This is a genomic window from Corallococcus silvisoli (genome assembly GCF_009909145.1).
Taxonomy (GTDB): Bacteria; Myxococcota; Myxococcia; order Myxococcales; family Myxococcaceae; genus Corallococcus; species Corallococcus silvisoli.
Window position 1 is genome coordinate 61,546 of the sequence record NZ_JAAAPJ010000010.1, and the last position, 25,383, is coordinate 86,928.

19 protein-coding genes are annotated in these 25,383 nt (G+C 70.5%); 10 read left to right on the top strand and 9 right to left on the bottom strand.

The features are described 5' to 3' along the window. Positions 1–256 precede the first annotated feature (256 nt). From GTY96_RS20675 to GTY96_RS20705, 7 genes are all read left to right on the top strand, one after another. Positions 257–607, top strand: coding sequence for a DUF2019 domain-containing protein (locus GTY96_RS20675; RefSeq protein WP_161665572.1), 351 nt, complete (start codon positions 257–259; stop codon positions 605–607). Between the two features lie 93 nt (positions 608–700). Continuing rightward, the gene (locus GTY96_RS20680; RefSeq protein ID WP_161665573.1) at positions 701–1,666 is read left to right on the top strand and encodes a CorA family divalent cation transporter; all 966 of its coding nucleotides are present in this window, start codon (positions 701–703) and stop codon (positions 1,664–1,666) included. A 330-nt stretch (positions 1,667–1,996) separates the two neighbouring features. Next, positions 1,997–2,998: an HAD family hydrolase gene (locus tag GTY96_RS20685; protein WP_328700958.1), complete on the top strand. Its 1,002-nt coding sequence runs from the start codon at positions 1,997–1,999 to the stop codon at positions 2,996–2,998. Continuing rightward, complete coding sequence (locus tag GTY96_RS20690) at positions 2,998–3,900, top strand: bile acid:sodium symporter (RefSeq protein ID WP_143900399.1); 903 nt, start codon at positions 2,998–3,000, stop codon at positions 3,898–3,900. Before GTY96_RS20685 ends, GTY96_RS20690 begins: the two co-directional genes overlap by 1 nt. Positions 3,901–4,039: 139 nt before the next feature. Then, complete coding sequence (locus GTY96_RS20695; RefSeq protein ID WP_143900398.1) at positions 4,040–5,803, top strand: SulP family inorganic anion transporter; 1,764 nt, start codon at positions 4,040–4,042, stop codon at positions 5,801–5,803. Positions 5,804–5,807: 4 nt separating this feature from the next. Beyond that, complete coding sequence (locus tag GTY96_RS38295) at positions 5,808–7,247, top strand: hypothetical protein (RefSeq protein WP_161665575.1); 1,440 nt, start codon at positions 5,808–5,810, stop codon at positions 7,245–7,247. Next, positions 7,244–8,527, top strand: coding sequence for a threonine/serine exporter family protein (locus tag GTY96_RS20705; RefSeq protein ID WP_161665576.1), 1,284 nt, complete (start codon positions 7,244–7,246; stop codon positions 8,525–8,527). Before GTY96_RS38295 ends, GTY96_RS20705 begins: the two co-directional genes overlap by 4 nt. Here the strand turns inward: GTY96_RS20705 and GTY96_RS20710 are convergent. The 6 genes from GTY96_RS20710 to GTY96_RS20735 all read right to left on the bottom strand — a co-directional run bounded on the left by GTY96_RS20710 (position 8,524) and on the right by GTY96_RS20735 (position 17,760). Then, on the bottom strand, positions 8,524–9,540 hold the full coding sequence (locus tag GTY96_RS20710; RefSeq protein ID WP_161665577.1) for a formylglycine-generating enzyme family protein: 1,017 nt from the start codon (positions 9,538–9,540) through the stop codon (positions 8,524–8,526). The genes GTY96_RS20705 and GTY96_RS20710 overlap by 4 nt on opposite strands. A gap of 122 nt (positions 9,541–9,662) precedes the next feature. Next, complete coding sequence (locus tag GTY96_RS20715; protein WP_161665578.1) at positions 9,663–11,333, bottom strand: arylsulfatase; 1,671 nt, start codon at positions 11,331–11,333, stop codon at positions 9,663–9,665. A gap of 32 nt (positions 11,334–11,365) precedes the next feature. Then, on the bottom strand, positions 11,366–13,306 hold the full coding sequence (locus GTY96_RS20720) for a SulP family inorganic anion transporter (protein WP_161665579.1): 1,941 nt from the start codon (positions 13,304–13,306) through the stop codon (positions 11,366–11,368). Between the two features lie 75 nt (positions 13,307–13,381). Continuing rightward, positions 13,382–14,425, bottom strand: coding sequence for a hypothetical protein (locus GTY96_RS20725; RefSeq protein ID WP_143900389.1), 1,044 nt, complete (start codon positions 14,423–14,425; stop codon positions 13,382–13,384). An 84-nt stretch (positions 14,426–14,509) separates the two neighbouring features. Continuing rightward, the gene (locus GTY96_RS20730) at positions 14,510–16,345 is read right to left on the bottom strand and encodes an aspartate:alanine exchanger family transporter (RefSeq protein ID WP_161665580.1); all 1,836 of its coding nucleotides are present in this window, start codon (positions 16,343–16,345) and stop codon (positions 14,510–14,512) included. A gap of 23 nt (positions 16,346–16,368) precedes the next feature. Beyond that, entirely contained in the window at positions 16,369–17,760 is a 1,392-nt protein-coding gene (locus GTY96_RS20735) for a glutamate decarboxylase (RefSeq protein ID WP_143900385.1), read from the bottom strand. 186 nt (positions 17,761–17,946) lie between these two features. Between GTY96_RS20735 and glsA the strand changes: the two genes are divergently transcribed. Both glsA and GTY96_RS20745 read left to right on the top strand, forming a co-directional pair. Beyond that, entirely contained in the window at positions 17,947–19,089 is a 1,143-nt protein-coding gene (gene glsA / locus GTY96_RS20740; RefSeq protein ID WP_161665581.1) for a glutaminase A, read from the top strand. 97 nt (positions 19,090–19,186) lie between these two features. Next, complete coding sequence (locus tag GTY96_RS20745) at positions 19,187–20,383, top strand: porin family protein (protein WP_143900382.1); 1,197 nt, start codon at positions 19,187–19,189, stop codon at positions 20,381–20,383. 14 nt (positions 20,384–20,397) lie between these two features. Here the strand turns inward: GTY96_RS20745 and GTY96_RS20750 are convergent, their stop codons facing one another. Then, entirely contained in the window at positions 20,398–22,548 is a 2,151-nt protein-coding gene (locus tag GTY96_RS20750) for an OTU domain-containing protein (protein ID WP_143900380.1), read from the bottom strand. Between the two features lie 182 nt (positions 22,549–22,730). Between GTY96_RS20750 and GTY96_RS20755 the strand changes: the two genes are divergently transcribed. Then, positions 22,731–23,537 (top strand): hypothetical protein, encoded by an 807-nt coding sequence (locus tag GTY96_RS20755; protein WP_161665582.1) that lies wholly within the window; start codon positions 22,731–22,733, stop codon positions 23,535–23,537. A gap of 274 nt (positions 23,538–23,811) precedes the next feature. Here the strand turns inward: GTY96_RS20755 and GTY96_RS20765 are convergent, their stop codons facing one another. Further along, positions 23,812–24,573 (bottom strand): DUF5953 family protein, encoded by a 762-nt coding sequence (locus GTY96_RS20765; RefSeq protein ID WP_143900545.1) that lies wholly within the window; start codon positions 24,571–24,573, stop codon positions 23,812–23,814. Beyond that, on the bottom strand, positions 24,570–25,208 hold the full coding sequence (locus GTY96_RS20770) for a DUF6310 domain-containing protein (protein ID WP_328700959.1): 639 nt from the start codon (positions 25,206–25,208) through the stop codon (positions 24,570–24,572). The genes GTY96_RS20765 and GTY96_RS20770 overlap by 4 nt, the downstream gene beginning before the upstream one ends. Positions 25,209–25,383: the final 175 nt, after the last annotated feature.

The following is a 25,383-nucleotide window of genomic DNA, read 5'->3' on the forward strand; positions in this document are numbered from 1 at the left end:
GGCGGCCTGTCATCGCCGACCGCGCGGGAGGGGCTGGCGGGACGGGGAGGGCGTGGTGTGTTCGGCGCTGCTTGTCTTTGCCGCGGTGGAGGCTGACTTCGGATTGTTCAAACGGGCGTGCGCTCTTCTCCTCGATTCGCCGTGATCTCACTGGCTCGTCAGTGACGGTGCGACAGTGGTTGAGTACCCGCCCCTTCTCCGCACAGTATGAGTTCGGGTTGCAGGCAATCGAGAACGTGAGCAAGGGGCTGTGGTGATGCGGCTGGAGGCGCTCGTCGAACAGTTCGCGCACCACGTGGTGGCCCAGAACGAAGCCATCTTCCGGGGAGACGCGCGAACCGGAAACATGCACGCCCGGAAGTATGGCGCGGCGGTGGACAAGCTCTTGAGTCATGGCGATTCCGGGCGCGAAGCACTCGCCGTCCTGCTCAAGCATGAGCGGATGGATGTTCGCGTGATGGCCGCGGCGCATCTGCTGCGATACCGCACCGACGAGGCCAAGGCCGTGCTGGAAGAGGCCGCCAAGGGGCAGGGCCTTGTTCCCTTTGGCGCGCGGCAGACGCTCGAACGCTGGGCCGAGGGAACCTGGTCGCTCGACCCGGGGTGAGCAGTCGCCGGGCGGCAGGCTGATGGGCCGCCTGGGACCTTGGTCCTCCTGGGGTTCCTCGCCACCTTCCACGCAGGACGTGGGGAGGCGGACATGGATGAGCTTGGGGAGACCTTCGCGTTCCTGCTCGATGACCAGGGGCGCGCGCGTCCTCTTCCGCTGGACGCGCTCCCGGAGTGGAAGCCCTCGGATGGACACCTCTGGTTGAACCTGCCCCCGGACCTCCCCGACCTGCCTCGCGCCCTGGAGCAACTGCTCCACCTGTCCCCCGAGGCGCGGGACTCCCTCCTCGCTGAAGTGAGTCGCGTCCGCATCGACGTCATCGGCGGCGATCAGCTCGTCCTGCTGATGCTCCACCCGGACGTCGTGCACGTGGACGCTCCGCAACGGACGCTGCGCATCTTGGGGACGGTGGATCGCAGCGTCACCGTCGCCGCCGCCGACCAGCCCGCCATCGCCGACCTGCGGCGGAGGCTGGCCTCGGGCCGGGGCCCCCAAGCCTCGGAGCTCTTCATCACCTTCGCCGGCACCGCCCTCGCGGAGTCCGCCCTGCGTCTCGCCGACCTGGATGACAGGCTGTCCGAACTGGAAGCCCGCTTCGAGGAGCGCCGCGACGAGGACGCCAACGCGGAGCGGCTTCGCAGGCTGCGCCGCATCCTCGTGGAACAACGCCGCTTCGTCTCCCTCTGCCGCGACGCCGTCGTGCGCGTCGGCTTGCTCGACGTGGACTGGTTGCACGCCCAGCGGGACCAATTGAAGGATCACGCCGCGCGGGCCGGCTCCATCGTCAAGGAGCTGGATGCGTTGGTTGAACGCGCGCGCATCCTCCGTGAGGACGAGAAGGCCCGTCAGGACGCCAAGAGCCAGCGCATCCTCTACCTGCTCACCATCATCTCCGGCGTCTTCCTGCCGCTGTCGTTCATCACCGGCCTGCTGGGCGTCAACCTGGGCGGCATGCCCGGCACGCAGTGGAACGGCGCGTTCCTCCTGCTCGTGCTGGTGCTCATCGTCATCGCCGTCGTGGAGTGGCGGGCGCTGCTTCGCCGGGAGGTCGTCTGAAGGCAGGCGGCGTCCCTCGCCTGCGGACAGAGGACTGCGACTCCCGGGGCCGTGGGCGCGGCCTCTACTTCCTCACCAGCTTCATCCTGGGCGCGGCACAGGCGGGGGAGAACACGATGGCGGGAACCCGGACACGCTGGTTGCTGCCTGGGTTCATGGGGGGCTTGTGCCGCGCCGCTTTCCCCCCGTCGCCGGAGGCTCCCGTCCTTCGTTGACGGGCGGGCACAGCGGGCCCTCCTCCCTCTGCCTCCACGCTTCATTGTGGAGTGACGGTGCCGGTCCCACACTCCTCGGGGTGGCGTCCGGGGGATGGCGCGACAGGAGGCGACCGTGGCACGACCCATCCGCGAAGCCCTTCACCCTCGGACCTGCCTGCTCTGGGCGGTCGTCCTCCTGGTGGCCGTCCCGGTCCAGGCGCTCGCCGCGGATCCGCTGCCCTCCTGGACCGAGGGCCCGGTGAAGCAGTCCATCATCGACTTCGTCACCCGCTCCACCACCGAGGGCGACCCGGGCTTCATCCCCCCGGAGGAGCGCATCGCCACCTTCGACAACGACGGCACGCTCTGGCAGGAGAAGCCCGTCGTCCAGGGCGTCTTCCTGCGCGAACAGGTCAAGGCCCTCGTGAAGAAGGACGCGTCGCTCGCGCGAAAGCAGCCCTTCAAGGCCGTGCTGGAAGGCGACCTCGCCCTGCTCTCATCCATGGATGAGCCTCAGCTGATGGCCCTGTTCGCCGCCGTCCACAAGGACACGACGCAGGAGGCGTTCGCGGATGAGGCGCGTGCCTTCTTCAAGACCGCCCGCCACCCGAAGTTCGGCGTGCCGTACACCCAGCTGGCCTACGTCCCCATGCGGGAGTTGCTCCAGTACCTGCGCGCCAACGGCTTCCAGACGTGGATCAGCTCGGGCGGCGGCACCGACTTCATGCGCGTCATCTCCGAGGAGACCTACGGCATCCCGCCCCAACAGGTCATCGGCAGCGACCTGAAGGAGAAGTTCGACGAGAACCACGGCCACCCCGTGCTGCGCCGCGAGGCGAAGGTGGACCACATCAATGACAAGGCGGGCAAGCCGGTGGGCATCGAACAGCGCATCGGGCGGCGGCCGGTCTTCGCCGCGGGCAACGTCCGCTCCGGCGGCGACATCCAGATGCTCCAGTACACGAAGGAGCAGCCCCGCGCGGGCTTCGCCCTGCTCATCAACCACGACGACGCGGAGCGCGAGTTCGCCTACTCGGAGAAGAACGAGGCGTCGCTGAAGGCCGCGCGCGAGGGCGGCTGGACGGTGGTCAGCATGCGCCAGGACTGGAAGCGCATCTTCCCGGAGGGCCCCTGATGCATGCCTTGCAAGCCCTCCTGGGGCTGATGCTCCCGACCGTCATCGTCGCGCTCGGGTTGTCGCAGGGCCTGTCGTGGCACCTGGGGGACCTGAGCCAGGGCGCGCGGCAGCCGGCGTTCGTCCGGGGGCTGGTGGTGTGTCTGGTGGCGGTGCCGGCGCTGGCCCTCCTCGTGACGAAGGTGCTGCCGCTCCAGCCCGTCGCGGCCGGGGTCATCGCGCTGATGGCGTTCTGCCCGGGGCTGCCCATGGCCCTCAACGCCGTGTCCCAGCAGAAGGGAAACCTGCCGCTGGCCCTGGCGCTGTCCGTCACCCTGTCGCTCATCGCCATCGCGCTGCTGCCGCTGTCGCTGGCGTTGCTGGAGCACCTGTTCCCCCTGGTCATCCAGACGCCGCCATACCGGACGCTCCTGGCCCGGGTCATCCTCCCGTTCTTCGTGCCGTTCGCCCTGGGCATCGGCCTCCAGAAGGGCGCCCCGCGCTGGGCGCGGCGGCTGCTCAAGCCGGTGAAGGTCTATTTCAACATCGCGCTGGGCGTGGCCGCCGTGACGATGCTCGTCGCCGGCCTGCCGCTGCTGAAGCACCTGAGCCTCTGGAACCTGGTCGCGATGTTGGTCGTGACGCTGGGCTCCGCGGCCCTGGGCCACGTGGCGGGCCGGCCCCGGCCCGAGGACCGCACGGCGCTGGCCCTCTCCGCGGTGCTCGGCAACCCGGCCTTCGCCTTCTGCCTGGGCGGCAGCACCTACCCCATGAAGAACCTGCTCGCGGTCATGGGCCTGTACCTCGTGCTCCGCACCCTGGCGCTGGTGCCCTACCAGCTCTGGAACAAGCGCCACCAGGCGGCCGGGCGCGGCGGCGGGCCGTCGCTGCCGGCGGGCCGGCGGGCGCACGCGGGCGCGTGAGCGTGCCTGTCCTGGAGAGGATGGCCGCAACGCACCCAGGGCGGTGATGCCGCGAGGCGCGGGCGCCTCCACCCTTCCTTGCGCCAGGTGTCCGCACGCACGCGGCACGGCAGGTGACGGTGAGAGAGGTGGACGGGCCATGCAGCGCACTTCGGCCACGCTCGGGCGGCTCTTGCGGCGTGCGCTGCCCGGCGTCGAGCAGGCGCTCACGTATCGGCGCGAGTGGCTGCGCACGGACGCGCTGGCGGCGCTCACCGTGGGCGCCATGCTCATCCCCCAGGGGTTGGCCTATGCGCAGATCGTCGGCGCGCGGCCGGTGGCGGGGCTGTACGCGGGCGTCTTCGCGATGCTGGCCTACGCGCTGTTCGGCCCGTCGCGGCACCTGCTGCTCGGGCCGGAGGCGGGCTCGTCCATCCTCACCGCGACGGCGATGGCCCCGCTGCTGGCCAGCGGCGGGCCGGAGCGGCTGGCGTCGCTCGCGGCCCTGCTGGCGTTGATGGTGGGCGTGGTGAGCCTCATCGGCGGGCTGTGCCGCGCCGGGGCGCTCGCGGACTTCCTGTCGCGGCCCATCCTCATCGGCTACGTCAACGGCGCGGCGCTCATCATCATTGGCAGCCAGCTGGCCCGGATGCTCGGGCTGGAGCGCAAGTCGAACGCCTTCACCGGGCAGTTGTCGGAGGTGGCGGCGAACGTGGGCCACACGCACGTGCCCACGCTGCTGCTGGGGCTGGCCGTCGTCACGGCGCTGGTGGAGATGCGCCACTGGCTGCCGCGCTGGCCCGCGCCGCTGGTGATGGTGGTCGTCACCACGCTGCTGGCGTGGTGGTTCCAACTGGACAACGGGGGCGTGAAGGTGGTGGGCCGCATCTCCGCGGCGGCGCCCGCGTTCGGCCTGCCCGCCGTCGGCTTCTCCGACGTGCGCGAGCTCCTGCCGGCGGCCTTCAGCCTCGCGCTCGTGAACTACGCCAGCTCCGTGCTCACGGGCCGCATCTACGCGGACCGCTTCGGCTACCGGCTGGACGCGAACCAGGAGTTCTTCGGACAGGCGGCGGCCAACCTCCTCACCGGCCTCACGCAGGGCTTCCCGGTGACGGGCAGCGACTCCCGCACGGCGGTCAACGCATCCATGAAGGGGCGCACGCAGGCGGTGGGCGTGGGCGCGGCGGGGGTGGTGCTGCTGTTCAGCCTGTTCCTCACGCCGCTCCTGGAGAAGCTGCCCCTGGTCACGCTGGGGGCCATCGTCATCGTCGCGGCGGTGTACCTGCTGCAGGTGCAGCCCGTCGTCCGGCTGTGGCGGATCCGGCCGGTGGAGGCGCTGCTCGCGGTGGTGACGACGCTGGGCGTGCTGCTGCTGGGCATCCTGCAGGGAATCCTCATCGCGGTGGCGCTGTCGCTGGTGGACCTCATCCGCCGCGCGGCGCACCCCCACGACGCCATCCTGGGCGAGCGCGAGGGCGTGCCCGGCTGGCACGACGTGGAGGGCCACGCGGACGCGGAGACGGTGCCCGGCCTCGTCGTCTACCGCTTCGACGCGCCCCTCTTCTTCGCCAACGCCCGCTTCCTGCGCGAACAGGTGCGCAAGCTGGTGGCGGAGTCCCGCGCCCCGGTGGAGTGGTTCGTGCTGGATGCCTCCTCCGTGTTCGACCTGGACATCACCGCCGCGGAGAGCCTGGAGAAGGTGCGGCGCGAGCTGGAGGACGAGGGCATCGTGCTCGCCGTGGCCCAGGCGCGGGGCCCCATGCGCGTGGTGCTCCGGCGCTCGGGGCTGCTCGCGCGGCTGGGGCACGACCGGCTCTACCCCACGGTGGGCTCCGCCGTGCGTGCCTACCTGGAGGCGCGAGGCGGAGCGCCCGAGGGCACGCGGACCTCCCAGCCGCCCCTTCCACCCGAACAGGTGCACTGACGCCATGGCTCCACTCCCCTCACCAGCGCTGCTCCGCGTCGCGGTGCTGGGCTTGCTGCTGTCCGCCCCGGCGCTGGCGCAGGACGCGCACTACACCACCCGGCAGTTCGGCAACCGGGCGTGGCTGCTGGGAGGCGCCTTCGTGGGCAACCCGGGTGACATCAGCGCCGTCTATTACAACCCCGGCGCGCTCGGCATCCTGGGGACGCCGGAGCTGGAGCTCACCGGCAGCGTGTATGAGTTCGCCCGCCTCAAGGTGGAGGATGGCCTGGGGCGGGGCCGGGCCCTGTCCGACTCCAACGTGAGCGTGCTCCCGTCGCTCATCGCGGGCTCGCTCCGCTTCGACTTCCTGGGGAAGTCCAAGCTGGCCTATTCGCTGCTCACGCGCCAGGGCGTCTCCTTCAGCCTCGAGTCGCGCGACACGCGCACGGGCGTGGACCTGGCGGGCGTGGGGGGCATGGACGCGCTGTCCACGGACGTGCGGCTGGACCAGTCCGTGAGCGAGTACTGGGCGGGGCTGTCCTGGGCCGTGCCCATCGGCGGTCACCTGGGCCTGGGCCTGAGTCCCTTCCTCGCGTTCCGGCAGCAGGAGCTGCGCTTCCAGACGCTGGCGGAGGGCTCCGGTGCCGCGGGCCAGCAGCTGCTGGCGACGCTGGGCAGGGACGTGCAACTGCAACACCTCCGCGTGCTCCTGAAGGTGGGGGCCAGCTACCAGGATGGGCCGTGGGCCGTGGGGCTGGCGGTGACGACGCCGAGCCTGGGGCTCTGGGGGCAGGGCTCGGCGGGATACCAGCGCGCCATCCTGACGCAGGGGTTCGACGTGGCGACCCCCGCGCCCGTGTTCGACTTCCAGGAGGGCCTCGCGGCGCGCTTCCGCAGCCCGTGGAGCGCGGCGCTCGGGGCGAGCCGGAGGTTCCGCTCCACCACGGTGTACCTGTCCCTGGAGGGCTACGCGCGCGTCACGCCGCTCACGCTGGTGGACAGCGCGCCCATCGTCCCTCGCGGCTCGACGGAGTCCATCGACGGGGACTTCGACCTGGCGCTCAAGCCGGTGCTGAACGCGGCGCTGGGCGTGGAGCAGCGGCTGGGCGAGCAGGTGCGGGTGTACCTGAGCGGGCACACGGACTTCAGCGCGCTGGCGCGGACCCCGGCGACGAACGCGCTGCTCGGGGCCTGGGACCTGTACCACGTGGCCTCGGGCGTGCACTGGGGACACGGCCGGACGCGCTTCACGCTGGGCGGCGACGTGGCGTGGGGCGGCAAGCAGTCCCAGCGGCTGGCGGACGCGCTCCGGGAGTCGGGAATCGCGTCCTCGGTGGACAGCCTGGACGTGCGCTCCTTCCAGGTGACCCTGCTGATTGGCGCCACCTTCTCGTTCGCATCCAGTGAGGGCGAGGGCGCCGGGCCCGCCACGGGGAATGACACTGGCGCGGAGGCCCCATGACCCTGGAGCGCGAAGCGGACGGAGCGATGGAGGCACAGACGGCCTTCCTCCTGGACCTCGCCAGGGCCTTGCACCTGGCCTATCAGCCAGCGCTCCTGGTGGAGGCGCGCGTGCGGCGCGTGGCGGAGGCCTGGGGGCTCCAGGCGGAGGTCTTCACCCTCCAGAGTCTGGCGATGACGCAGGTGATGGCCGGGCGGCGGCCCCGCGTGGCCTTCGCGCGCCTGCCCTTCAATCCCCACTGGAACCTGGGCCGGGCCGCGGCGCTGCTGCGGCTGTCGGACGCGGTCGCGGAGGGGCGCGTGCTCCTGCCCGAGGCCCGCGCGGAGCTGGACCGCATCGAGTCCAGCCCGCCCGCCTACCCCGAATGGCTCGTGTTCCTGGCGTATGGCGTGTACGGCGCGGCCGTGGCCGCCCGGGTGGGTGGGGCGTGGCTGGAGATGGGGGTGGCCTTCTTCGTGGGCGTCGTCGCGGGGCTCATCCACTTCGGTACGCTGCGCTCGCAGCGGATGGACCTGCAGAAGAGCTTCCTCGCGGCCTTCCTGGGGACGCTGGTGGCGTTCGGCTTCACGTTCATCCTGCCCCGCTTCGACGCGGTGCGAGCGCTGTTCGGCGGCGCCACGCTGCTGGTGCCCGCGATGGTGGTGACGCTGGGCTCGCTGGAGCTGGCCACTGAATCGGTGGAGGCGGGGCTGCCCCGGCTCGCCTATGGCCTGCTGCGCTTCCTGATGCTGGGCGTGGGCATCGCCGCGGCGGGGACGCTCTGGAGCTTCGCCTGGCCCTTGCCTCCACCCGCCGCGGCGCAGGCGCTGCCGCCCCTGCTCACGTTCCTCCTGGTCGCGATCGGCGGCGTGGCGCTGTCGGTGTGCATGTCCGGACGGCCGCGCGACGTGGGGTGGATCGTCGGCGCGGTGCTGCTCGCGTACGGGACGCAGGCGATGGCCAAGGCGCTGCTGGGGGACCGGGGCAGTCCGCTGCTGGCCGCGTTCGTGCTGGGCGTGGTGGGGCTGCTCTACGGGCGCCGGAAGGACCGGATGCCGATGACGCTGATCATGCCCGGGCTGTTGCAGCTCGCGCCGGGCTTCGTGGGCACGCAGGCCATCGTCGCGCTCCTGGGCGTGACGAGCGCGGGCGCGAGCGACGCCCGGCTCTTCAACGTGCTGCTGGTGGCGCTCCAGCTGGTGCTGGGGCTCGTGTTCGCCACGGTGGTGGTGCCGCCGCGCCTCTCCGTGGACCGCGAACCGCGGCGGCCTTCCGGCGCCGGAGCCGCGCGCGGCGGTTAGGGCGCGGGCGGACGCACGATGCAGCGGAAGCCGATGTGGCTGGCCCCGCTGTCCACGGCCTGCGGCGAGCGCGCGGCGGGCCGGTAGCGGCGGCAGTAGTTGGGCGCGCACAGGTGGCTGCCGCCCTTGAGCACGCGGCGCGGAATGGTGACGGCCGGCGTGGAGGGGTCCTGGCTGCCCTGGGCCGTCGCGGGGCCGCGCGGGTTGACGGGGATGCAGCACGCCTTGCCGGGGTGGCCCTGGTGGCGCTCGTGGTACCAGTCGGTGGTCCACTCCCAGACGTTGCCGGCCATCTCATGCAGGCCATAGCCATTGGGAGGGAAGCTGCCCACGGGGCAGGTGCCTTCGTGGCCGTCCTCGCGCAGGTTCTGCCACGGGAAGTAGCCCTGCCATGTGTTGGCCAGGTGTTCCCCGTGGGGCGTGAAGTCATTGCCCCAGCAGAACTCGTTGCGGTCCAGGCCTCCGCGCGCGGCGCGCTCCCACTCCGCTTCGGTGGGCAGGGCCCTGCCGGCCCAGGTGGCGTACGCCTCCGCGTCCTCATAGGCGATGTGGACGACGGGGTGGTCGCGGCGGTGCTTCACGGAGCTGCGGAGGCCCTCGGGGTGCTTCCAGCTGGCTCCGGGGACGTAGCTCCACCAGTTCGCCACGTTGCCCAGGTCCACGGGCTGCTTCGCCTTCTGGAAGACGAGCGAGCCGGGCACCAGCGACTCCGGCGTCGCGCCCGGGTAGTCCGCCGCGACGAGCGGACGCTGCGCGACGGTGACGTAGCCGGTCTGCTCCACGAAGCGGGCGAACTGCTCGTTGGTCACGGTGTAGCGGTCCATCCAGAAGCCGGAGACGGTCACCTGATGGGCCGGAGCCTCCTCCGGATAGTGATGGTCGGAGCCCATCCAGTAGGTGCCGCCGGGGATCCACACCATGTCCGGAGAGGGGGCGCGGCCCGGGCGCGCGGTGGTGTCGGTGGGCTCGACGTCGGGCGTGACGGCGGAGTCGCGGGGTTCGTTCCTGTGCATGGCCTGGGGCCTCCGTGCCGAACATCCGGCCCGGCGCGGGGAATGACACTCGCACCGGAGAACAGGAGCGGTGTCGGGCAGTGGAGGAATGGCGCCCCTCCACCGCCCGGCGCCGCCTGGGGCTACGCGTGAGACTGCTGGACGCGGTGGATGAGCTGCTCCACTTCATTGGCCAGCGACATCACCTGGGCGCCGATGCTCGGCTCGTCCTTGTGCTTGCGCGCCTCCTCGATCTTCCGCTGCACGCGCTCCTTCATCGGCCCGATGCTCAGGCTGCCCGGCGCCTGGCTCGGCAGGAACTCGAGGAGGCTCTCCGCGAACTGCCGCATCAGCATCTGCGCGGGCACGAAGGTGAACATGCGCTCGCCATACCACTGCGTGTAGAGCCCCGAGTGCGGCCCGTACTCGAAGGGGTCCGAGCGCAGGTTGATGAGGTAGGGCCACGCGGGGTTGAAGCGCTTGCCGCTGAACCACATGTCCGGCCCTTCGCCGTCCTGGTAGCTGAAGATGACCTTCCAGTCCTTGTAGCGCACCGCCGCGACGTTGCCGCTGTCGAGCACGTAGATGAACTGGTCGCGGTTGCCCGGCGCCGTGCCCGCCAGGAGCGCGTTCTGGTCGTACCCATCCAGGTGGACCTTGAACGTCTTGTCGCCGACCTTGTAGCCGCGCTTGCACTTCTCCACGAGGTCCGTGGGGCCGCCCGCCGCGGCCACCAGCGTGGGCATCCAGTCCTCGTGCGCGAAGATGTCATTGATGACGCGCCCCGGCTCCACCACGCCCGGCCAGCGCACCACGCACGGCACGCGCACGCCGCCCTCCCACGTCGAGCCCTTCTCACCGCGGAACGGGCAGTTGCCGCCGTCCGGCCAGCCCATCTTCTCCGCGCCGTTGTCGGTGGAGAACACCACCAGCGTGTCGTCCGCGATGCCCAGCTCATCGAGCTTGTCCAGCAGCACCCCGACGATGTCGTCCAGCTCCCGCATCGCGTCCGCGTAGAGGCCGTAGCCGGTGGCGTTCTGGTACTTCTTCTGGAGGTAGGTCCAGACGTGGGTGCGCGTGGTGTTGTGCCAGAGGAAGAACGGCTTGCCCTCCTTCACCGCGCGCTCCATGAAGTCCAGCGTCCCCTGGAGGAACTCGCCGTCCACCGTCTCCATTCGCTTCCGGGTGAGCGCGCCGGTGTCCTCGATGCGCTGCTTGCCCACCACGCCCCAGCGAGGGTCCTCGGTGGCGTCGTTGCGCTCGGTGGCCCAGGCGTGCAGCACGCCGCGCGGGCCGAAGCGCTCCTTGAAGGCCGGGTCCTTCGGGTAGTCGGGGCACTCCGGCTCGTTCTCCGCGTTGAGGTGGTAGAGGTTGCCGAAGAACTCGTCGAAGCCGTGCACCGTGGGCAGGTAGGGGTTGGAGTCGCCCAGGTGGTTCTTGCCGAACTGGCCGCAGGTGTAGCCCAGCGGCTTGAGCATCTCCGCGATGGTGGGGTCGGAGTCCTGGAGGCCGTACTTGGCCCCGGGCATGCCGATGGTGGTGAGCCCCGTGCGCAGCGGGTTCATGCCGGTGATGAACGCCGCGCGGCCCGCGGTGCAGCTCTGCTGGCCGTAGCAGTCCGTCATCAGCGCGCCTTGCTTCGCGATGCGGTCGATGTTGGGCGTGCGGTAGCCCATCATCCCCTGGTTGTAGGCGCTGATGTTCCAGTAGCCGATGTCGTCGCCCCAGATGACCAGGATGTTGGGTTTGCGCTTCTCGTGCTTGCCGTGGCCATTGCCATTGCCCGTGGACTTCGTCTTGCCAGTGGTCGCCATGTGCCGCTCTCCTTTGCGTTGGGGGGACTGCTTCAGTGCGTGGGGCCGCGGGGGCCCCCGTCGTCGTCGGATGGCGGGTGCGGCAGGTGGTCGAGCAGCCTCCGCATCCGCGACTCCGCTTCGTCCAACTGGACGAGCAGGTCCTTCTGTCGGTGGCGCTCCTCGCCGTGCAGCGTCGCGCCAGCCTCGTCCACGCGCGCGCGCACCAGGTCCAGGCCGTCGTGGATGAGGCGCCATTCCTGCCAGACCTGGGATTCGTGGCGCGCCATCCACGCCTCCACGCCCGTGCTCACCTGCGGGTAGACATTCTGGGCGCCCACCTTCTCCAGGACGCCCGTGCGCTCCAGCATCCGGTGCGTGGGCGCGTGCACGCGCGCCAGGGCCAGGGTGATGCCCCGGTGGGACAGGTCCTCGTGCAGGCCGGCCAGCATGTCCGCGCCCGGCACGTCCAGGTCGTCCGTCAGCTCCAGGTCCAGCAGCACCTCGCGCACCGGCGAGGCCGCGTCGCGCACGCGGACGAGCACCTCGTCCCGGAGGGACGTCGCGTTGGCGAAGAAGAGGCCTTCCTCCGGCCGGAAGACGTGGAGGCCGGGCAGGGTGATGGCGGAGGACTCGCGGTGGGTCGCCGCCAGGTCCAGCGTCCCCGGCACGCGGCCCAGCTCGCTCAGGCGCGGGCGGCTGGCGCGGTAGACGGTGAGGAACAGCGACACGCCCACCGCGATGAGCAGGCCGGGGAGCACGTCGAAGGCCAGCACGCCCAGCAACGCCACCGCCGCGCCCAGGAAGTCCGCGCGGCGCAGGTGGGCCAGCCGCGCCAGCTCCTTCACGTCCATCATCCCCAGGATGGCCACCACCACGATGGCGCCCAGCGTGGCCTCGGGCAGCGCGCGGAACAGGCCGGTGAGGAAGAGGGCCACGAGCAGCGTCAGGCCCGCCGTCACCAGCGATGACACCTGCGTGGTGGAGCCCGCCTGATCATTGGCGGCGGACTTGGACAGGCTGCACCCCATGCCGAAGCCCCGGAAGAGGCCGCCGCCCACGTTCGCGGCGCCCAGGCCCACCAGCTCCCGGTTGGGGTCCACCTCGTAGCCGTGCTTCGCCGCGAACATGCGCGCCGGGCCAATGGCCTCCGCGAACGCCACCAGCGCGATGCCGCACGCCCCCGGCAGCAGCTTCAAGAGGTCCTGCCAGCCCACGCCCGGAGGCAGCCGGGGGGACACGAGCCCGGAGGGGATGGGCCCCACGATGGCCACCCCCTTCGCGTCCAGGTGCAGCAGCGCGGACACGGCGATGCCCAGCACCAGCACCGCGAGCGCGGCGGGGATGCGCCGGGACACCCTCCCCAACAGGAGCAGCGCCGCGATGCTCGACGCGCCCACGACGAGCGTCAGCGGGTGGGTCTGTCCCAGGTGGGAGAGGATGAAGCCCAGCCGTTCGAAGAAGCCGCCCTTGGCGCCTTCGATGCCAAGGAGCTTGGGCACCTGCTTGATGGCGATGATGAGCGCCAGCCCGAACACGAAGCCGCTGAGCACGGAGGCGGAGAAGAACTGCGCGACGCGGCCCAGCTTCAGCACGCCCGCCAGCGCCGCGACGGCGCCCGCCAGCAGCGCCAGCGCGGCGGTGAGGGCCACGAAGCGCGGGGACCCCTGCTGCGCCAGCGCGCCCACCGTGGCGGCGGAGAGCACCGACACGCTGGCGGACACCGCGACGATGAGCTGGCGCGAGCTGCCGAACAGCGCGTAGAGCGCCAGCGCCGCGGGCGTGGAGTACAGCGCCGCCTGAGGCGGGAGTCCGGCGAGCTGCGCGTAGGCCATGCCCTCCGGGATGTGCAGCGCCGTCACCGTGAGCGCGCCCACCAGGTCCTTCTTCAGCCGCGCCCGGTCGTAGCCGTGCAGCGAGGCCACGAAGGGGCTGACGCGGGCAAGCCACGAGGCGTGGCCCCGCGCGGCGGGCGGGTGTGGAGCTTCTCCCATGGGGACGATGTGGCCACCCGGATGGGCAGGATCATCGTCCCGGGAGTGGGGACGGACGGGCCGCCGGGGGCCGGGTCAGAAGATGTAGCGGAGGATGAGCTGGCCGTAGGAGAGCTTGGGGTCGCCCGACACCATTGTCTCGTCCTCCGTATCCAACCCCTGCAGGGGGGCCAGCTTGAGCGTGGTCGCCGCGCCCACGCCGAACTGCAGGTGCTGGCGACCGGAGTAGTAGACGCCCAGCGCGAGCGTGCTCGAGTGGAGGGTGCGGTGGGGCAGGTCCACGAACGTCTGCCTCCCGGTGCGGAAGAGGTACTCGCCCATCACCGCGATGGGGATGCCCAGCGCGGGGCGCAGGTCCGCCGTCAGCGCCGCGGACAGGTCCACCCGCACGGCGTACGTGTCCTGCACCACGCGGCCGCCCGCCACGGCGTCGAAGGGCTCGCGCTTCTGCCACGCGTACTCCGCGGAGGCGGAGGCCTGGACGGAGAAGCTGGCTCCCAGCGCCTGCGCCAGGTACACGCCGCCATTGACGGTCGTCTCGGAGGAGGGCACCTGCAGGTACTGGGCGATGTCGCCGTTGAACACGTCGTCCAGCGTCAGGAGCGGGTTGTTGATGATGGCCCGCGTGAAGGGCAGCAGCGTCAGGCTCCTCCCCTTGTCGTAGCCCCCATTGGCGCGGAGGGAGACCTGGGAGCCGCTCGCCTCGTTGCGGAGCAGCCGCAGCACCAGCCCCGCCTGGCCCACCAGGTCCACCGAACCCCCGCGGGCGATGAGCGCCGGAGGCGTGGACCCCAGGATGCCGACGCCTTGCGCGAAGCCCGCCAGGGCCAGCCAGTCCGTGAGCCGCAGGCCCACGTCCAGCGTCTCCTGGAACCCCAGGAGCAGGGCGTCCAGCCGGCGGGTGTCTCCCACGGGCACGTCCGGCACGTGGTAGCGCGCGATGCCGGTGCGCATGCCGATGTGCGTGGTGACCAGCGCGCTCTGCTGCAGGATGGGCAGCTCGAAGAGGTGGCCGCTCAGCATCCGGTCACGGAGCGGCCGGCACTCCTCCGCGGATTGGGCATCGGCCGTCAGGACGGGCGCGAGCAAGAGGGCCAGGGCCAGGAGCGGAGTTCGCATGCCGGCGAACGTGGGAGGGCCCCCGTGATGACGGTATTGCCCGCCCCGCCCTTGCGTCCGTCGGCGGCAGAACGCCCGCGCCTGTCAGCCCATCAGCGCGAAGAGGTAGCAGATGAGCGTGAGCAGCAGGTTCGACACCGCGAACGTCACCGGATAGCCGATGGCCGGGATGATGCTGTGGGTGGCCTCCTGCGACGCCCGCATGCCGGCGCTGTTGCACCGCGCGCCCGCGACGGCGCCCATCAGCACGGCGGTGTTCATCTTCATCACGTACTGGCCCACCGCCCACGCGACGATGGGCGGCACCAGCGCCGCGACGAGGCCCACGACGAGGATGGGCGTCAGCGTCCCCCCCGCGACGGCGCTCGCCACGCCCGCGCCCGCGTTGATGCCCAGGATGGCGATGAAGACGTTGAGGCCCAGGTCCTCCAGCAGCTCGCGCGCCGCCTCCGGGAACGGGCCGCCCAGCGCCGGGTTGTGGGTGCGCAGGATGCTCAAGCCGATGCTCACGATGAGCAGGCCCACCGCGGAGCCCAGGCTGAACTTCACCCCGCCCACGGGCACGGTGATGGCGCCCAGCAACGCGCCCAACGACAACCCCAGCGCCAGGGTGATGATGTCCGTCACCAGGCTGGGCCGCACCACGCGCCCCACGCGCTTCTGGATGGCGTCCAGGCGCCGGCGGCTGCCCGTCACGCGCAGCACGTCACCCCGGCGGATGACCACGTCACGGCCAATGGGCAGCTCGTCGCCGCCGCGAAAGAGCGCGTTGAGGTACAGGCCGTGGCCCTCCTCGCGGGCCAGCTCCCCCAGCGAGTGCCCCACGAGGTCCGCCTTGTGGGCGACGATCTCCATCGTCTCGACGTGCACGTCCCCCAGCCGCGAATCCACCTCCGGCCCGATGCGCTCGGGCCCGGCGAGGAGCAGCCCCACCGGGCCGGCCACGGCGACCTCGTCCCCCCGGTGCAGCACCAGGCCGTCCTCGGGCAGGTAGACGCGGCCCGCGTGCAGCACCCGCTCGATGCCGGCGCGCGGGGCCAGCGGACTCAGCTGCTGGAGCGAGCGCCCCTCCACCTCCGGGCTCTCCACGCGGAACACGCGCACGTGCAGCGGCGCGTTGCCCCGGAGGAAGGACTCGGCGGTGCCCGGCAGCGGGTCCTGCTGCTCTCCGGCCAGCTCCTTCTCCATCGCCTTCGCGTCCGCCACCGCGTCCCGGCCGAACATCCCGGGCAGCACCTTGGCCATCACGGTGAAGAGCACCATGCTGACGGAGTAGAGCAGCGCGTAGGACGTCGTCAGGTTCGCTCGCGCCTGCTCCAGCGTCGCGCCACCGGTGAGCTTCACCGCGCCGCTGGCCAGGGCGGACTGCGCCGCGCCGAAGCCCGGCGTCGCGGTGTTCGCGCCGGAGAGGATGCCGGCCACGAGCCCCGGCTGGAGGTGGAAGACGAACCGGGACAGGTACACCAGCAGCGACGACAGCAGCGGCACCAGCAGCGCCAGCACCAGCAGGTGGCGCCCCTCGCGCTGGATGCCGCCAATGAACTGCGGCCCCACCTTCATCCCGATGGCGAAGATGAAGAGGTTGAAGAACACCGTGCTGGTGAACTCCGGGATGGCATAGGTGATGTGGAAGGCCTGATAGGCCCAGAGGCTCACCACCATCCCCAGCAGCAGCGTGGCCGCGGTGGCGCCCAGGCCCACGCCCTTCACCTGCACCTTGCCCAGCGCGTAGCCCCCCGCGATGACCAGGAACAGCAGGATGAAGGGCTGCTTGCCCAGCGCCGCGAGCAGCACCCCGAACGGGCCATGCGGCCGGGGGGGCGCGGCCGGGGCCGGAGCCCCCTGGGCGAAGGCGACGACCGCCAGCCCCACGGCCACCGCCCCCACCAGCAGCGCGGTGTGGCGTGTGATGACTCGCATCGGGACGCTCCCTGTCGCGGACTTCAGTGGTGGTAGCCGGAGGCCTCTTCCTTCGTCATGGGCGTGCTCACCGGGTGGCGGCGGAAGTGCTCGATGCAGGCGACCAGGTCGTGCACCAGCAGCGTGGCCAGGTCCCGGCTCACGCCGTGGCGCACCAGCACGCGCTGCACCACCAGGTCCTGGAGGTTGGCGGGCATGGGATAGGCGGGCACCTGCCAGCCGCGCTCGCGCATCCGGTCCGCCAGGTCATAGAGCGTGAAGCCCGGCTTGACGCCATCCTTCAGCTTCCAGCACACGCCGGGCACGCCGCCCCGGCCGTCGTAGAGGATGTCGAAGAGGCCAATCTGTTCGATGGCCAGCGACATGAAGTTCGCCGTGTCCGAACAGGACTGCTGGACGCGCCGGTAGCCTTCCTTCCCCAGCCTCAGGAAGTTGTAGTACTGGATGACGATCTGCCCGCCCGGCCGGGAGAAGTTCAGCGCGAACGTCGGCATGTCCCCGCCCAGGTAGTCCACGCGGAACACCAGCTCCTCCGGCAGGTCGCTCCGGTCGCGCCACACCACCCAGCCGCAGCCCAGCGGCGTCAGGCCGAACTTGTGGCCGGAGGCGTTGATGGACTTCACCCGCTCCAGGCGGAAGTCCCACACCACGTCCTTGTGGATGAAGGGCGCGATGAAGCCTCCGCTCGCCGCGTCCACGTGGATGGGGATGTCCAGCCCCGTGCGGCGCTGGAGGTCGTCCAGCGCGTCGGCGATGGCCTTCACCGGCTCGTAGACGAGGTTGAAGGTGATGCCCAGCGTGGGCACGACGCCGATGGTGTTCTCGTCGCAGGCCTTGAGCACCTCCTCCGGCGTCAGCGTCATCCGGCCGGGGGCGAGCGGCACCTGCCGCAGCTCCACGTCGAAGTAGCGCGCGAACTTGTGCCAGCAGATCTGCACCGGGCCGCAGATGAGGTTGGGCTTGTCCGTGGGCTTGCCTTCGGCCTCGCGGCGCTTGCGCCAGCGCCACTTGAGGGCCAGGCCGCCCAGCATGGCCGCCTCGCTGGAGCCGGTGGTGGAGGTGCCCAGGGTGTCGCTCGCGTCGGGCGCGTGCCAGAGGTCGGCGAGCATGTTCACGCAGCGCGTTTCAATCTCCGCGGTCTGCGGGTACTCGTCCTTGTCGATCATGTTCTTGTCCAGGCACTCGTCCATCAGCCGGTGCACCTGGGGCTCGGACCACGTCTGGCAGAAGGTGGCCAGGTTCTGCCGCGAGTTGCCGTCCAGCAGCAGCTCGTCATGCACCACCGCGTAGGCGTGCTCCGCGCTGTGCTCGTCATCCGGGATGCGGAACTTGGGCATCGGGACGGACAGGTCGGGTGACGCGTAGACGTCGTCGTTGATGCGTGCGCGGACTTCGTCCTTCCCATGCAGTGGCATGCGCGCTCCTTGGCGGCGGGTGGGGCGTACGAAAGGTGAGATGGCGCGTGCCGGGGACGGGGGCCTCGTCCCACGGTGGGGGACGGCCAGTGGCGCGTCCGCCCGTTCCACCCGGAGGGCGTGCGTTGCCCGACAGGGCCCTGCGTCTCCAGGGTGAACCGCACGCAAGGCAAGGGAGGACGGTCCATGTCGAAGGCCACGGGGTGCGGGATGCGGCGGGCGGTGATTGCGCTCGCTTGTGCGGTGGGGCTGCTGGGGGCGCCGGGTGCGGGGTTCGCCCAGAACGGGGCGCCCGCGCAGGCGCGGAAGACCCCGCGGGCGGCAACGGACGCGGACGTGTCCTCCGCGGAGGCGAAGGACGCGCTGCGACGGGCCCATGCCCGCTACCAGGGCGTGAAGAGCGGCAAGAACGCGGACTACATCCCGTCGCTGGCGAAGGTGGACCCCAACCTCTTCGGCATCGTGCTGGTGACGGTGGACGGGCGCGTCTTCTCCGTGGGGGACGCCGAGCACCCCTTCGCCATCGAGTCCGTGTCCAAGCCCTTCACCCTGGCGCGCGTCCTCCAGGACGTGGGGGCGGACACGGTGGAGAAGAAGATTGGCACCAACGCCACGGGCGAACCCTTCAACTCCATCATCGCGATTGAGCAGAACCACGAGGCGAAGCGCCCGCCCGCGGGCAACCCGCTGGTGAACGCGGGCGCCATCACCGCGGTGAGCATGGTGCCGGCCCAGGACGCGGACGCGCGCTGGACGCGCATCGAGGACACGCTCAACGCCTTCGCGGGGCGCGAGCTGGACGTGAACGAGCCCGTCTACCACTCCGAGTCCGCCACCAACACGCGCAACCGCGCCATCTCCTGGCTGCTCAAGTCCTACGACGCGCTGCCCGGCGACCCCATGGAGGCGCTGGACGTCTACACGCGCCAGTGCTCGGTGAACGTCACCGCGAAGGACCTGGCCATCATGGGGGCCACGCTGGCCAACGGCGGGACGAACCCCGTCACCGGCAAGCGCGTGGTGGACTCCGACAACGCGCAGAAGGTGCTGTCGCTGATGCTCACCACCGGCCTCTATGAGAACTCCGGGGACTGGTCCTTCACCGCGGGCCTCCCCGCGAAGAGCGGCGTGGGCGGCGGCATCGTGGCGGTGGTGCCCGGCCGCTTCGCGGTGGCGACGTTCTCCCCGCCGCTGGACAAGGCGGGCAACAGCGTGCGCGGCCAGAAGGCGGTGGAGTCCATCATCACGGAGCTGGGCGGGGACCTCTTCTCCGCGTCTGGCCCGAAGCAGGCGGCCCCCTCCGGCGCGGGAGTGTCCGGCTCGCGATAGCGCGAGAGACCGCGGGCGGTGATGCCGCCCGGCCCCTTGCCTCCCACCATGGCTCGGGTCCCCGCGCGAAGAGGGGGACCCGGGCGGGTGGGAGCGCATGGGCAAGCGGCAGCGGTGGGGCTGGCTGGGGCTTCTGGGGGTGCTCGCCGCGATGGGCGCGGGCGCCGCGGAGGAGGCCGAGGGCGACGACAAGCCTCCGAAGGTGGAGACGCCCCCGAAGGACAAGGGCTTCGCCGTCGAGTCGGAGGACGGCCGCTACAAGCTGGGGGCGGGGTTGCAGAGCGCCTACAAGCTGGAGCCCGTCTGGGAGAACGGCCACGCGCAGTCCCGCACGGCGTTCCCGTTCCTGCGCCCGCGCCTCTACGGCAACGTGTTCCGGCCGTGGGTCCAGTTCTGGACGTCGCTGGAGCTGGCGTCGGCGGGGGCGCCCTACCTGCTGGACTCCTACGTGGACCTGCAGCCGTGGAAGGTCCTGGGCGTGCGCGCGGGACAGCAATACACGCCCATCAGCCGGCATGAGTCGCTGGGGCCGCAGCAGATCCTCTTCCCGGAGTTCGCGCCGGTCGCGAACTACTTCTGGACCGGCCGCGACAAGGGCCTGACGTTCATGGGGACCGCGAAGGCGCTGGAGTACTACGCGGGCATCTATGGCGGCTCGCCGCTGCGCTCCATCACGTCGGACCCGGGACGCTGGGTGTCCAACGCGCGGCTCACGGTGAACCCCATGGGCCCCATGGGCTACGGCGAGCTGCCGTACATCATGTCGGATGAGAAGGGCGCGCCGTTCCGCGTGTCCTTCACGGTGCAGGGCGCGGGCGGCAAGGTGGACCGCGTCGAGGAGAACTTCAACGTGGAGACGGGCGGCTTCGAGATCACCGACGAGGGCCTGCGCAAGTTCGTCACCGGCGGCGTGGACTTCATGCTCCAGGCCCAGCGCTTCACCTTCTACGCGGAGGGGTGGATCGAGCGCGTCCACCCGGAGCGGCCCTCCGGCCCGAACTTCACCAGCGTGGGCGCGTGGGCGCAGGCGGACTACGTCTTCTACAAGAAGGTGCTGGACGCGGGCGTGCGGCTGTCCTGGCTGGACGTGAGCCACGAGCTGCCCGACGACTCGCTGTATGTCCTGGAGGCGCAGCTCGCGTGGTTCGTGGACGCGCCCTTCCTGGCCTTCAAGCTGCGCTACCAGTTCGCGCACCAGCGCTCGCCGGACCCGGAGCTGCTGGGCGCGGTGAAGCTGGCCCACGACCCGGGCACCTCCAACCTGGTGACGCTCCAGCTCAACCTGGCGTTCTGAAGGGCGCGGGCGGCCTACTTCTTGGAGGGCGGTTCGCCGTGCGCCTGGATGACGCGGCGCAGGCCCATCCTCAGCTTGGCGTTGTCGGGGTTGCCGTAGAACGTCGCCTGGAGCGCGAAGCCCCTGCGGGTGTCCGAGTGGGGGTTGGCCAGCTCGGTGAAGAAGTTCGCGAGGATGCGGTCCGACAGGACGGGCAACGGACCGGACCGGGCCCGGCTCTGTGAGAGCAGCAGCTCCCAGTAGGCGGCGGACTCCGACAGGCTGGAGGCGGCGTTGTTGCAGTGCCTGGACCAGGCGGCGGCGTCCTGCCCCGGGAGGGGGTAGAAGTTCTTGCCGATGTCCTCCTGGCTCATCAGCCGCAGGTAGGGCTTCCCCAGGTTGAGGGCGAGGTTCATCGTCCCCGCGCCTTCGAAGACGCTGGGGAGATCCGCGAGGACCATGAGGCGCCCGAAGGCGAGCGACGGGATCCGTCCGAACGGCAGGATGAGGATGGGCGGGATGCGGCTCGGGTGGAAACCTCCCCGGACCAGGAACTCCGGCAGGTTCCCCGCGAGGCCCACGTCGCGGAACGCCTCGAACAGCCGGGTGCCCCCCAGGTACACATGGCGGGAGGGGAACAGCTCATCGAGCCGGCTGACGGTCGAGAAGGCCGAGCGTCCCGTCTGCACCGCGACGGCCTGGGGCTGGGGGTCTGGCGCCAGCCGGAGCCGCAGGGCCAGGTAGTCCTCCGCTGGGAGCGGCGCGAGGACGGGGATCACGACGGGCTTCAGCGGCGCGCCAGAGACGCGCAGGGTGCTGAGCCCCGCCACCAGGTTGAACAGGATGTCCGAGGCCTCCGCGACGGGGCGCCCCGCGGAGAAATAGACAGGCATCAGGGAGATGCGGTCCGCCTTGCGCAGCTCCTCGATGAACGCCATGCAGTCCCGGACGCCGGGGGGAAACTGCTTCGGGGGAAGGTCCGCCCAGCGCGGCGTGAGGTACGGGCGGGTGTCGACGTGGAGGCCCCGGTCCACGAAGGAGGGGCCGTACTCGGAGCCCCCCTCCAGCAGGACGTCGGTGTCCTTGCCGGCGCCATAGAGGATGTTCGGCGCCACGGAGCGGTCGGTCACGCCGCTCCATTGCAGGGGCTGCAGGGTGAGGAACCACTGGACCTTCAGGCTCTCGGTGGGGTTCTGGGGATCATCCCACCCGCCCGTGACGCCCAGGGGCACCTCGGCCATGGGCAGGTTCTCGAACGCGTCGAGCGAATGGAAGAGGAGCGTGGCCTTGCCCAGGCGGTGCATGGCGGCCGGCTGCTCCGGCAGCCCGGGAATGAGCCGGACGAGCTTCACCCACGTGAGCTCATCCCGGCCGGCGTTCTCCTCTTCGTCGCCCGGCGCGTAGATGACGCGCAGGAGGGTGGCGCCCAGGTCGATGAGCTCCTGGATGACCTGCACGGTCGTGGACTGGTGCCCGGAGCCGCTGCTGTCCGGGATGAAGACGCGGATCTCCTTCTGGCTGGTGACGAAGCTCCGGAGGGCGTCCTTGTCCAGGTGCCGGGCCTTGGGGCTGGAGCCGCCCTTCTTGAACCCCCAGGGGGTCTTCGCCGGAGTGGCCGACGGCAGGCCCTCGGGGCGGAAGTCCGGGGCCTCCTGCCGCAAGGCATTGAAGTGCCGCAGGTCGTAGTTCGACAGCTCCAGCAGGAGCGGGGGCGTGGTGACGCCGGGCGCCAGCACCGTCGCGACGCAGGGCGTGGGGCTGAAGATGCTGTTGCCCGTGTCGGAGTGCACGACGACGCGGAGGTTGAACACCTCGCAGAGCACCTGGATGCAGGTGTCATCGCCCCAGACCGCCTGGTGCTTCCCGCCGCCGGCCCCCTCCGCGATGGCATCGGCGTAGCCCCGAATGGAGCTGGCGCCCCGGTAGTAGACCCCGGACATCAGCTTGACCTGGATGTCATTGAGCATGCCGGCGCGGTAGTCGTTCAGCGCCGGGGTCCGGTCCCGGTAGAGCCCCTCGAGGAAGTCGCGGACCCGCTGGCGCAGCACCAGGGGATCCAGGTCGCGGCCCGCCCGGTGGAGCAGGAAGGACAGGCTGTGGAAGAGGCAGTCGCCGTCGCCCGGGGTGATGTATTCGACGTAGTTCTGCTGCTCCAGCCGCCGGAAGCCGATGATGATGTAAGGCATGCGCCCTCGCTCGGCGCCCGACGTTAGCGGGTCATGTCCGAGCCCGCATCCGTGGTGGCCCTCCGCGCCGCACGCGCCTCCGGTGATTCGAGGAGCGCTGGGAGGCGAGGTGGCTGGAGTTTCTGGGGTTGGGCGCTATCCTGCTTCCGTCCTCTTCGCGGGAACCCCCCGGAGCGCATCCCATGACCCGTGGCATCTTCAAGGCAGGTTCAGGTCCTTCGCTTCCGCCGAAGCGCAAGCACGACGAGCTCGTCTCGCCCATCCGCACGCCGGTGCAGGAGGGGCCCGCGAAGAAGAAGCAGCGCACGGAGGGTCCTCCCGCGGGGCCGCAGCCCACGGTGCAGCGCCCGCCCACGGATCCGTCGATGCACGCGGCGTACGACCAGCTGGCGCACGAGGAGATGCTGAAGAATCCCAAGTACAAGCAGCTGGCGGAGGACGCGGCGGCGGCCCAGGACAAGCCGGTCAACGTCATCACGAAGGATCAGGTCCAGGGCGGCATGTTCTATTCGGGCAAGGGTCAGGTCGGGCTGCGTCCGGACCTCACGGGCCCCAAGCGCGCCAGCGTCATGGCCTTCGAGCTGACCAACGTCGCCCAGCAGAAGAAGTTCAGCAAGGTGACGAGCGACGCCTTCCAGACGGAGGTCAACGCGGCGTTGGGGAAGCACATCGTGGGCGGTGACCTGAACGCCCGGCGGGAGAACTTCGCCAAGAGCATGGAGCGCATCGAATACAACGGCATCCAGCGCCACCACGACGTGATGAAGGACGGCATCCAGAGCCAGGGCTGGCCCAAGGAGATGGACCGGTTCGGCAAGCGTCTGGAGGGGGCGGACCCCAGCTTCGAAAGCTACTGGGCGCGCCAGAACGTCAAGGACGCCAAGACGGGCAAGAGCCACTCGGACGTGTACCGCGCCCAGTTCGACAACATCGCCGCCAAGGCGTCGGAGCTGGTGGAGAAGAGCAGGCAACAGCAGGGCGTGAAGTAGCGGTCCCTCCAGCGACAGCGCCGCGAAGGGGCCCGGACTGGGGCCCTTAGCGCACGCTGGCCCAGTACGGCAGCAGCGCCTGACGGCTCTCGGCCAGCGCCCGGCGCGCGTCCGCGTTGACGTCGCCGGAGGGAAAGCGGTCGTCGCGCCCCGCGAGCACTTCGATGCAGGCGCGCGCCCCCCATGGGCCGCGTTGGCGACGCGTACGAAGTGTGTAGTCGGCGAGCAGGGACGCGCGGGAGCGCAAGACAGGGAGATGCGTCCTAGCCCTTGATCAAGGTCTAGGCGCCGCGCGTCCGCCGATTTCAGGAAAGCGCTCGTAGGCGCGCTTGAGCGCATCCAAGTGAGCAGGGTTGTCCAGGTCGAGTGGCGTGTCGGTGAGCTGTACGACCCATCCACCCGTCGCCGTGCGCCTGGACCGCGTAAGCAGCTCGGCGTCACGGGTCGGGTCCGGGAACCGGAGAGCCTGCGCGGTAGCCGCAGACCAGAAGTTCAACCATCCGAGGCGATGCGGAATCTCCGGCGAGCGGATCTTCTCTGGAAGACTGAGTGCTGGCAGCCCCCGGGGCGGAGTCCCTGGCTTGTGGACGGGATCGCGTGTTTGTCGTGCGAGCTCGACACCCGCGCTAGACGGCGTCGCATGCCCCCAGAACGCGCGGGCCCCTTCTGCCACGCCTCCAAGCACATCCACTGCCACCGCGATGACAGCCTCGTTCAGTGGCAGCTCTGCATGGACATCAAGCAACGACTGCCCGCCGGGCGCCTGGCGCGCGGGTGTTCGCAACCCATAAATCATCACAGGGAAGCTCTCGTCACCGTTGCACAAGAGAGGGAAGCCTCCATCCCTGGCTCCTTCGGAGAGCCACGAGTCGCGCTGCGGTAAAGCGATGGGGCGCCCCTCGTCGGAAACCGTCCAGTCGAGGCGCAAGCCGGGGAAGGCCTGCTCCATCCCATGGACGACAGCGAGAGTGCGACCATCCGCGGCAAGCAGCGCTGGCGCGTAGACAATAATGCCAAGGGTGCTCTGTGTGGTCATCGCCTGCACCCCGTGACGACGATCTCCAGCTCGGGCGCCTCACGCTCAAGTGCTTCTCTGTGCGCTTCGGTGCTCACCCCAACGGCGAAGCGATATCCACATGACAGCGCGATGTCTCGCTCTTCCCGCATCTTGGCTGCTTGCCCTTTGATGACCTGCCCGCGGAGAAAGGCATTGTACGTGTCGAACTGGTCGGTCTTGATCTCCCACAGCACGCGCACGCCGACTTGCAGCGCATCGAAGCGCACGCCGCCAACGAGCACGTCCTTGCCGGGGTAGCGGTTCGGCGGAAACCAGTCGGCGCACTCATTGTGTGGGTCGTCCCCACCTGCGTGAGGCATTGGAACAGGCTCACAGCTGGCTCGGCCTGTCCGGTCCACAGGCACAGGCGGCACGGGGGGCTGCCAGTCTTGCCCCGCGGGCTCGGGCTCGAGCTTGGGCTTGCGTTGGGCTTCAGTGTCCCGGGAGGACAGCTTCGTTCCTCGAGAGGGCCCTGCTTCCTCGGGGTAGGCGTGGCGGAGTTCGTATGCATCCAGTGCTTCTCTGATGGCGACGGCGACCACCACCGTGCCCAGCACGATCACGGCCCCCACGGCAATCTCGGGAGCCGCCAGCACGCAGAATCCGATTCCCACGGCAGCGGCGTCAGCGGAGGCGACCGCGCACCTTCCCGTAGCGTCGTGGAACTCGAGCCGGTCATGGTCGAGGGTCCGGTAGCACCTCTCCACCAGAAGAGGCCAAGGCTGGGATGCTTCGCGGACAACGCACCGCCCCTCGTCAGCCCAGGGCAGGTGCGCCGCCCGCTCCAGG

What these genes read in the sequence shown, in the direction of transcription:
- GTY96_RS20690 (WP_143900399.1), top strand. Translation starts at nt 2,998, where the DNA reads ATGCATGCCTTGCAAGCCCTCCTGGGGCTGATGCTCCCGACCGTCATC.
- GTY96_RS20720 (WP_161665579.1), bottom strand. Translation starts at nt 13,306, where the DNA reads ATGGGAGAAGCTCCACACCCGCCCGCCGCGCGGGGCCACGCCTCGTGG.
- GTY96_RS20705 (WP_161665576.1), top strand. Translation starts at nt 7,244, where the DNA reads ATGACCCTGGAGCGCGAAGCGGACGGAGCGATGGAGGCACAGACGGCC.
- GTY96_RS20730 (WP_161665580.1), bottom strand. Translation starts at nt 16,345, where the DNA reads ATGCGAGTCATCACACGCCACACCGCGCTGCTGGTGGGGGCGGTGGCC.
- GTY96_RS20675 (WP_161665572.1), top strand. Translation starts at nt 257, where the DNA reads ATGCGGCTGGAGGCGCTCGTCGAACAGTTCGCGCACCACGTGGTGGCC.
- GTY96_RS20695 (WP_143900398.1), top strand. Translation starts at nt 4,040, where the DNA reads ATGCAGCGCACTTCGGCCACGCTCGGGCGGCTCTTGCGGCGTGCGCTG.
- GTY96_RS20725 (WP_143900389.1), bottom strand. Translation starts at nt 14,425, where the DNA reads ATGCGAACTCCGCTCCTGGCCCTGGCCCTCTTGCTCGCGCCCGTCCTG.
- GTY96_RS20680 (WP_161665573.1), top strand. Translation starts at nt 701, where the DNA reads ATGGATGAGCTTGGGGAGACCTTCGCGTTCCTGCTCGATGACCAGGGG.
- glsA (WP_161665581.1), top strand. Translation starts at nt 17,947, where the DNA reads ATGTCGAAGGCCACGGGGTGCGGGATGCGGCGGGCGGTGATTGCGCTC.
- GTY96_RS20765 (WP_143900545.1), bottom strand. Translation starts at nt 24,573, where the DNA reads ATGACCACACAGAGCACCCTTGGCATTATTGTCTACGCGCCAGCGCTG.
- GTY96_RS20750 (WP_143900380.1), bottom strand. Translation starts at nt 22,548, where the DNA reads ATGCCTTACATCATCATCGGCTTCCGGCGGCTGGAGCAGCAGAACTAC.
- GTY96_RS20755 (WP_161665582.1), top strand. Translation starts at nt 22,731, where the DNA reads ATGACCCGTGGCATCTTCAAGGCAGGTTCAGGTCCTTCGCTTCCGCCG.
- GTY96_RS20745 (WP_143900382.1), top strand. Translation starts at nt 19,187, where the DNA reads ATGGGCAAGCGGCAGCGGTGGGGCTGGCTGGGGCTTCTGGGGGTGCTC.
- GTY96_RS20715 (WP_161665578.1), bottom strand. Translation starts at nt 11,333, where the DNA reads ATGGCGACCACTGGCAAGACGAAGTCCACGGGCAATGGCAATGGCCAC.
- GTY96_RS20710 (WP_161665577.1), bottom strand. Translation starts at nt 9,540, where the DNA reads ATGCACAGGAACGAACCCCGCGACTCCGCCGTCACGCCCGACGTCGAG.
- GTY96_RS38295 (WP_161665575.1), top strand. Translation starts at nt 5,808, where the DNA reads ATGGCTCCACTCCCCTCACCAGCGCTGCTCCGCGTCGCGGTGCTGGGC.
- GTY96_RS20735 (WP_143900385.1), bottom strand. Translation starts at nt 17,760, where the DNA reads ATGCCACTGCATGGGAAGGACGAAGTCCGCGCACGCATCAACGACGAC.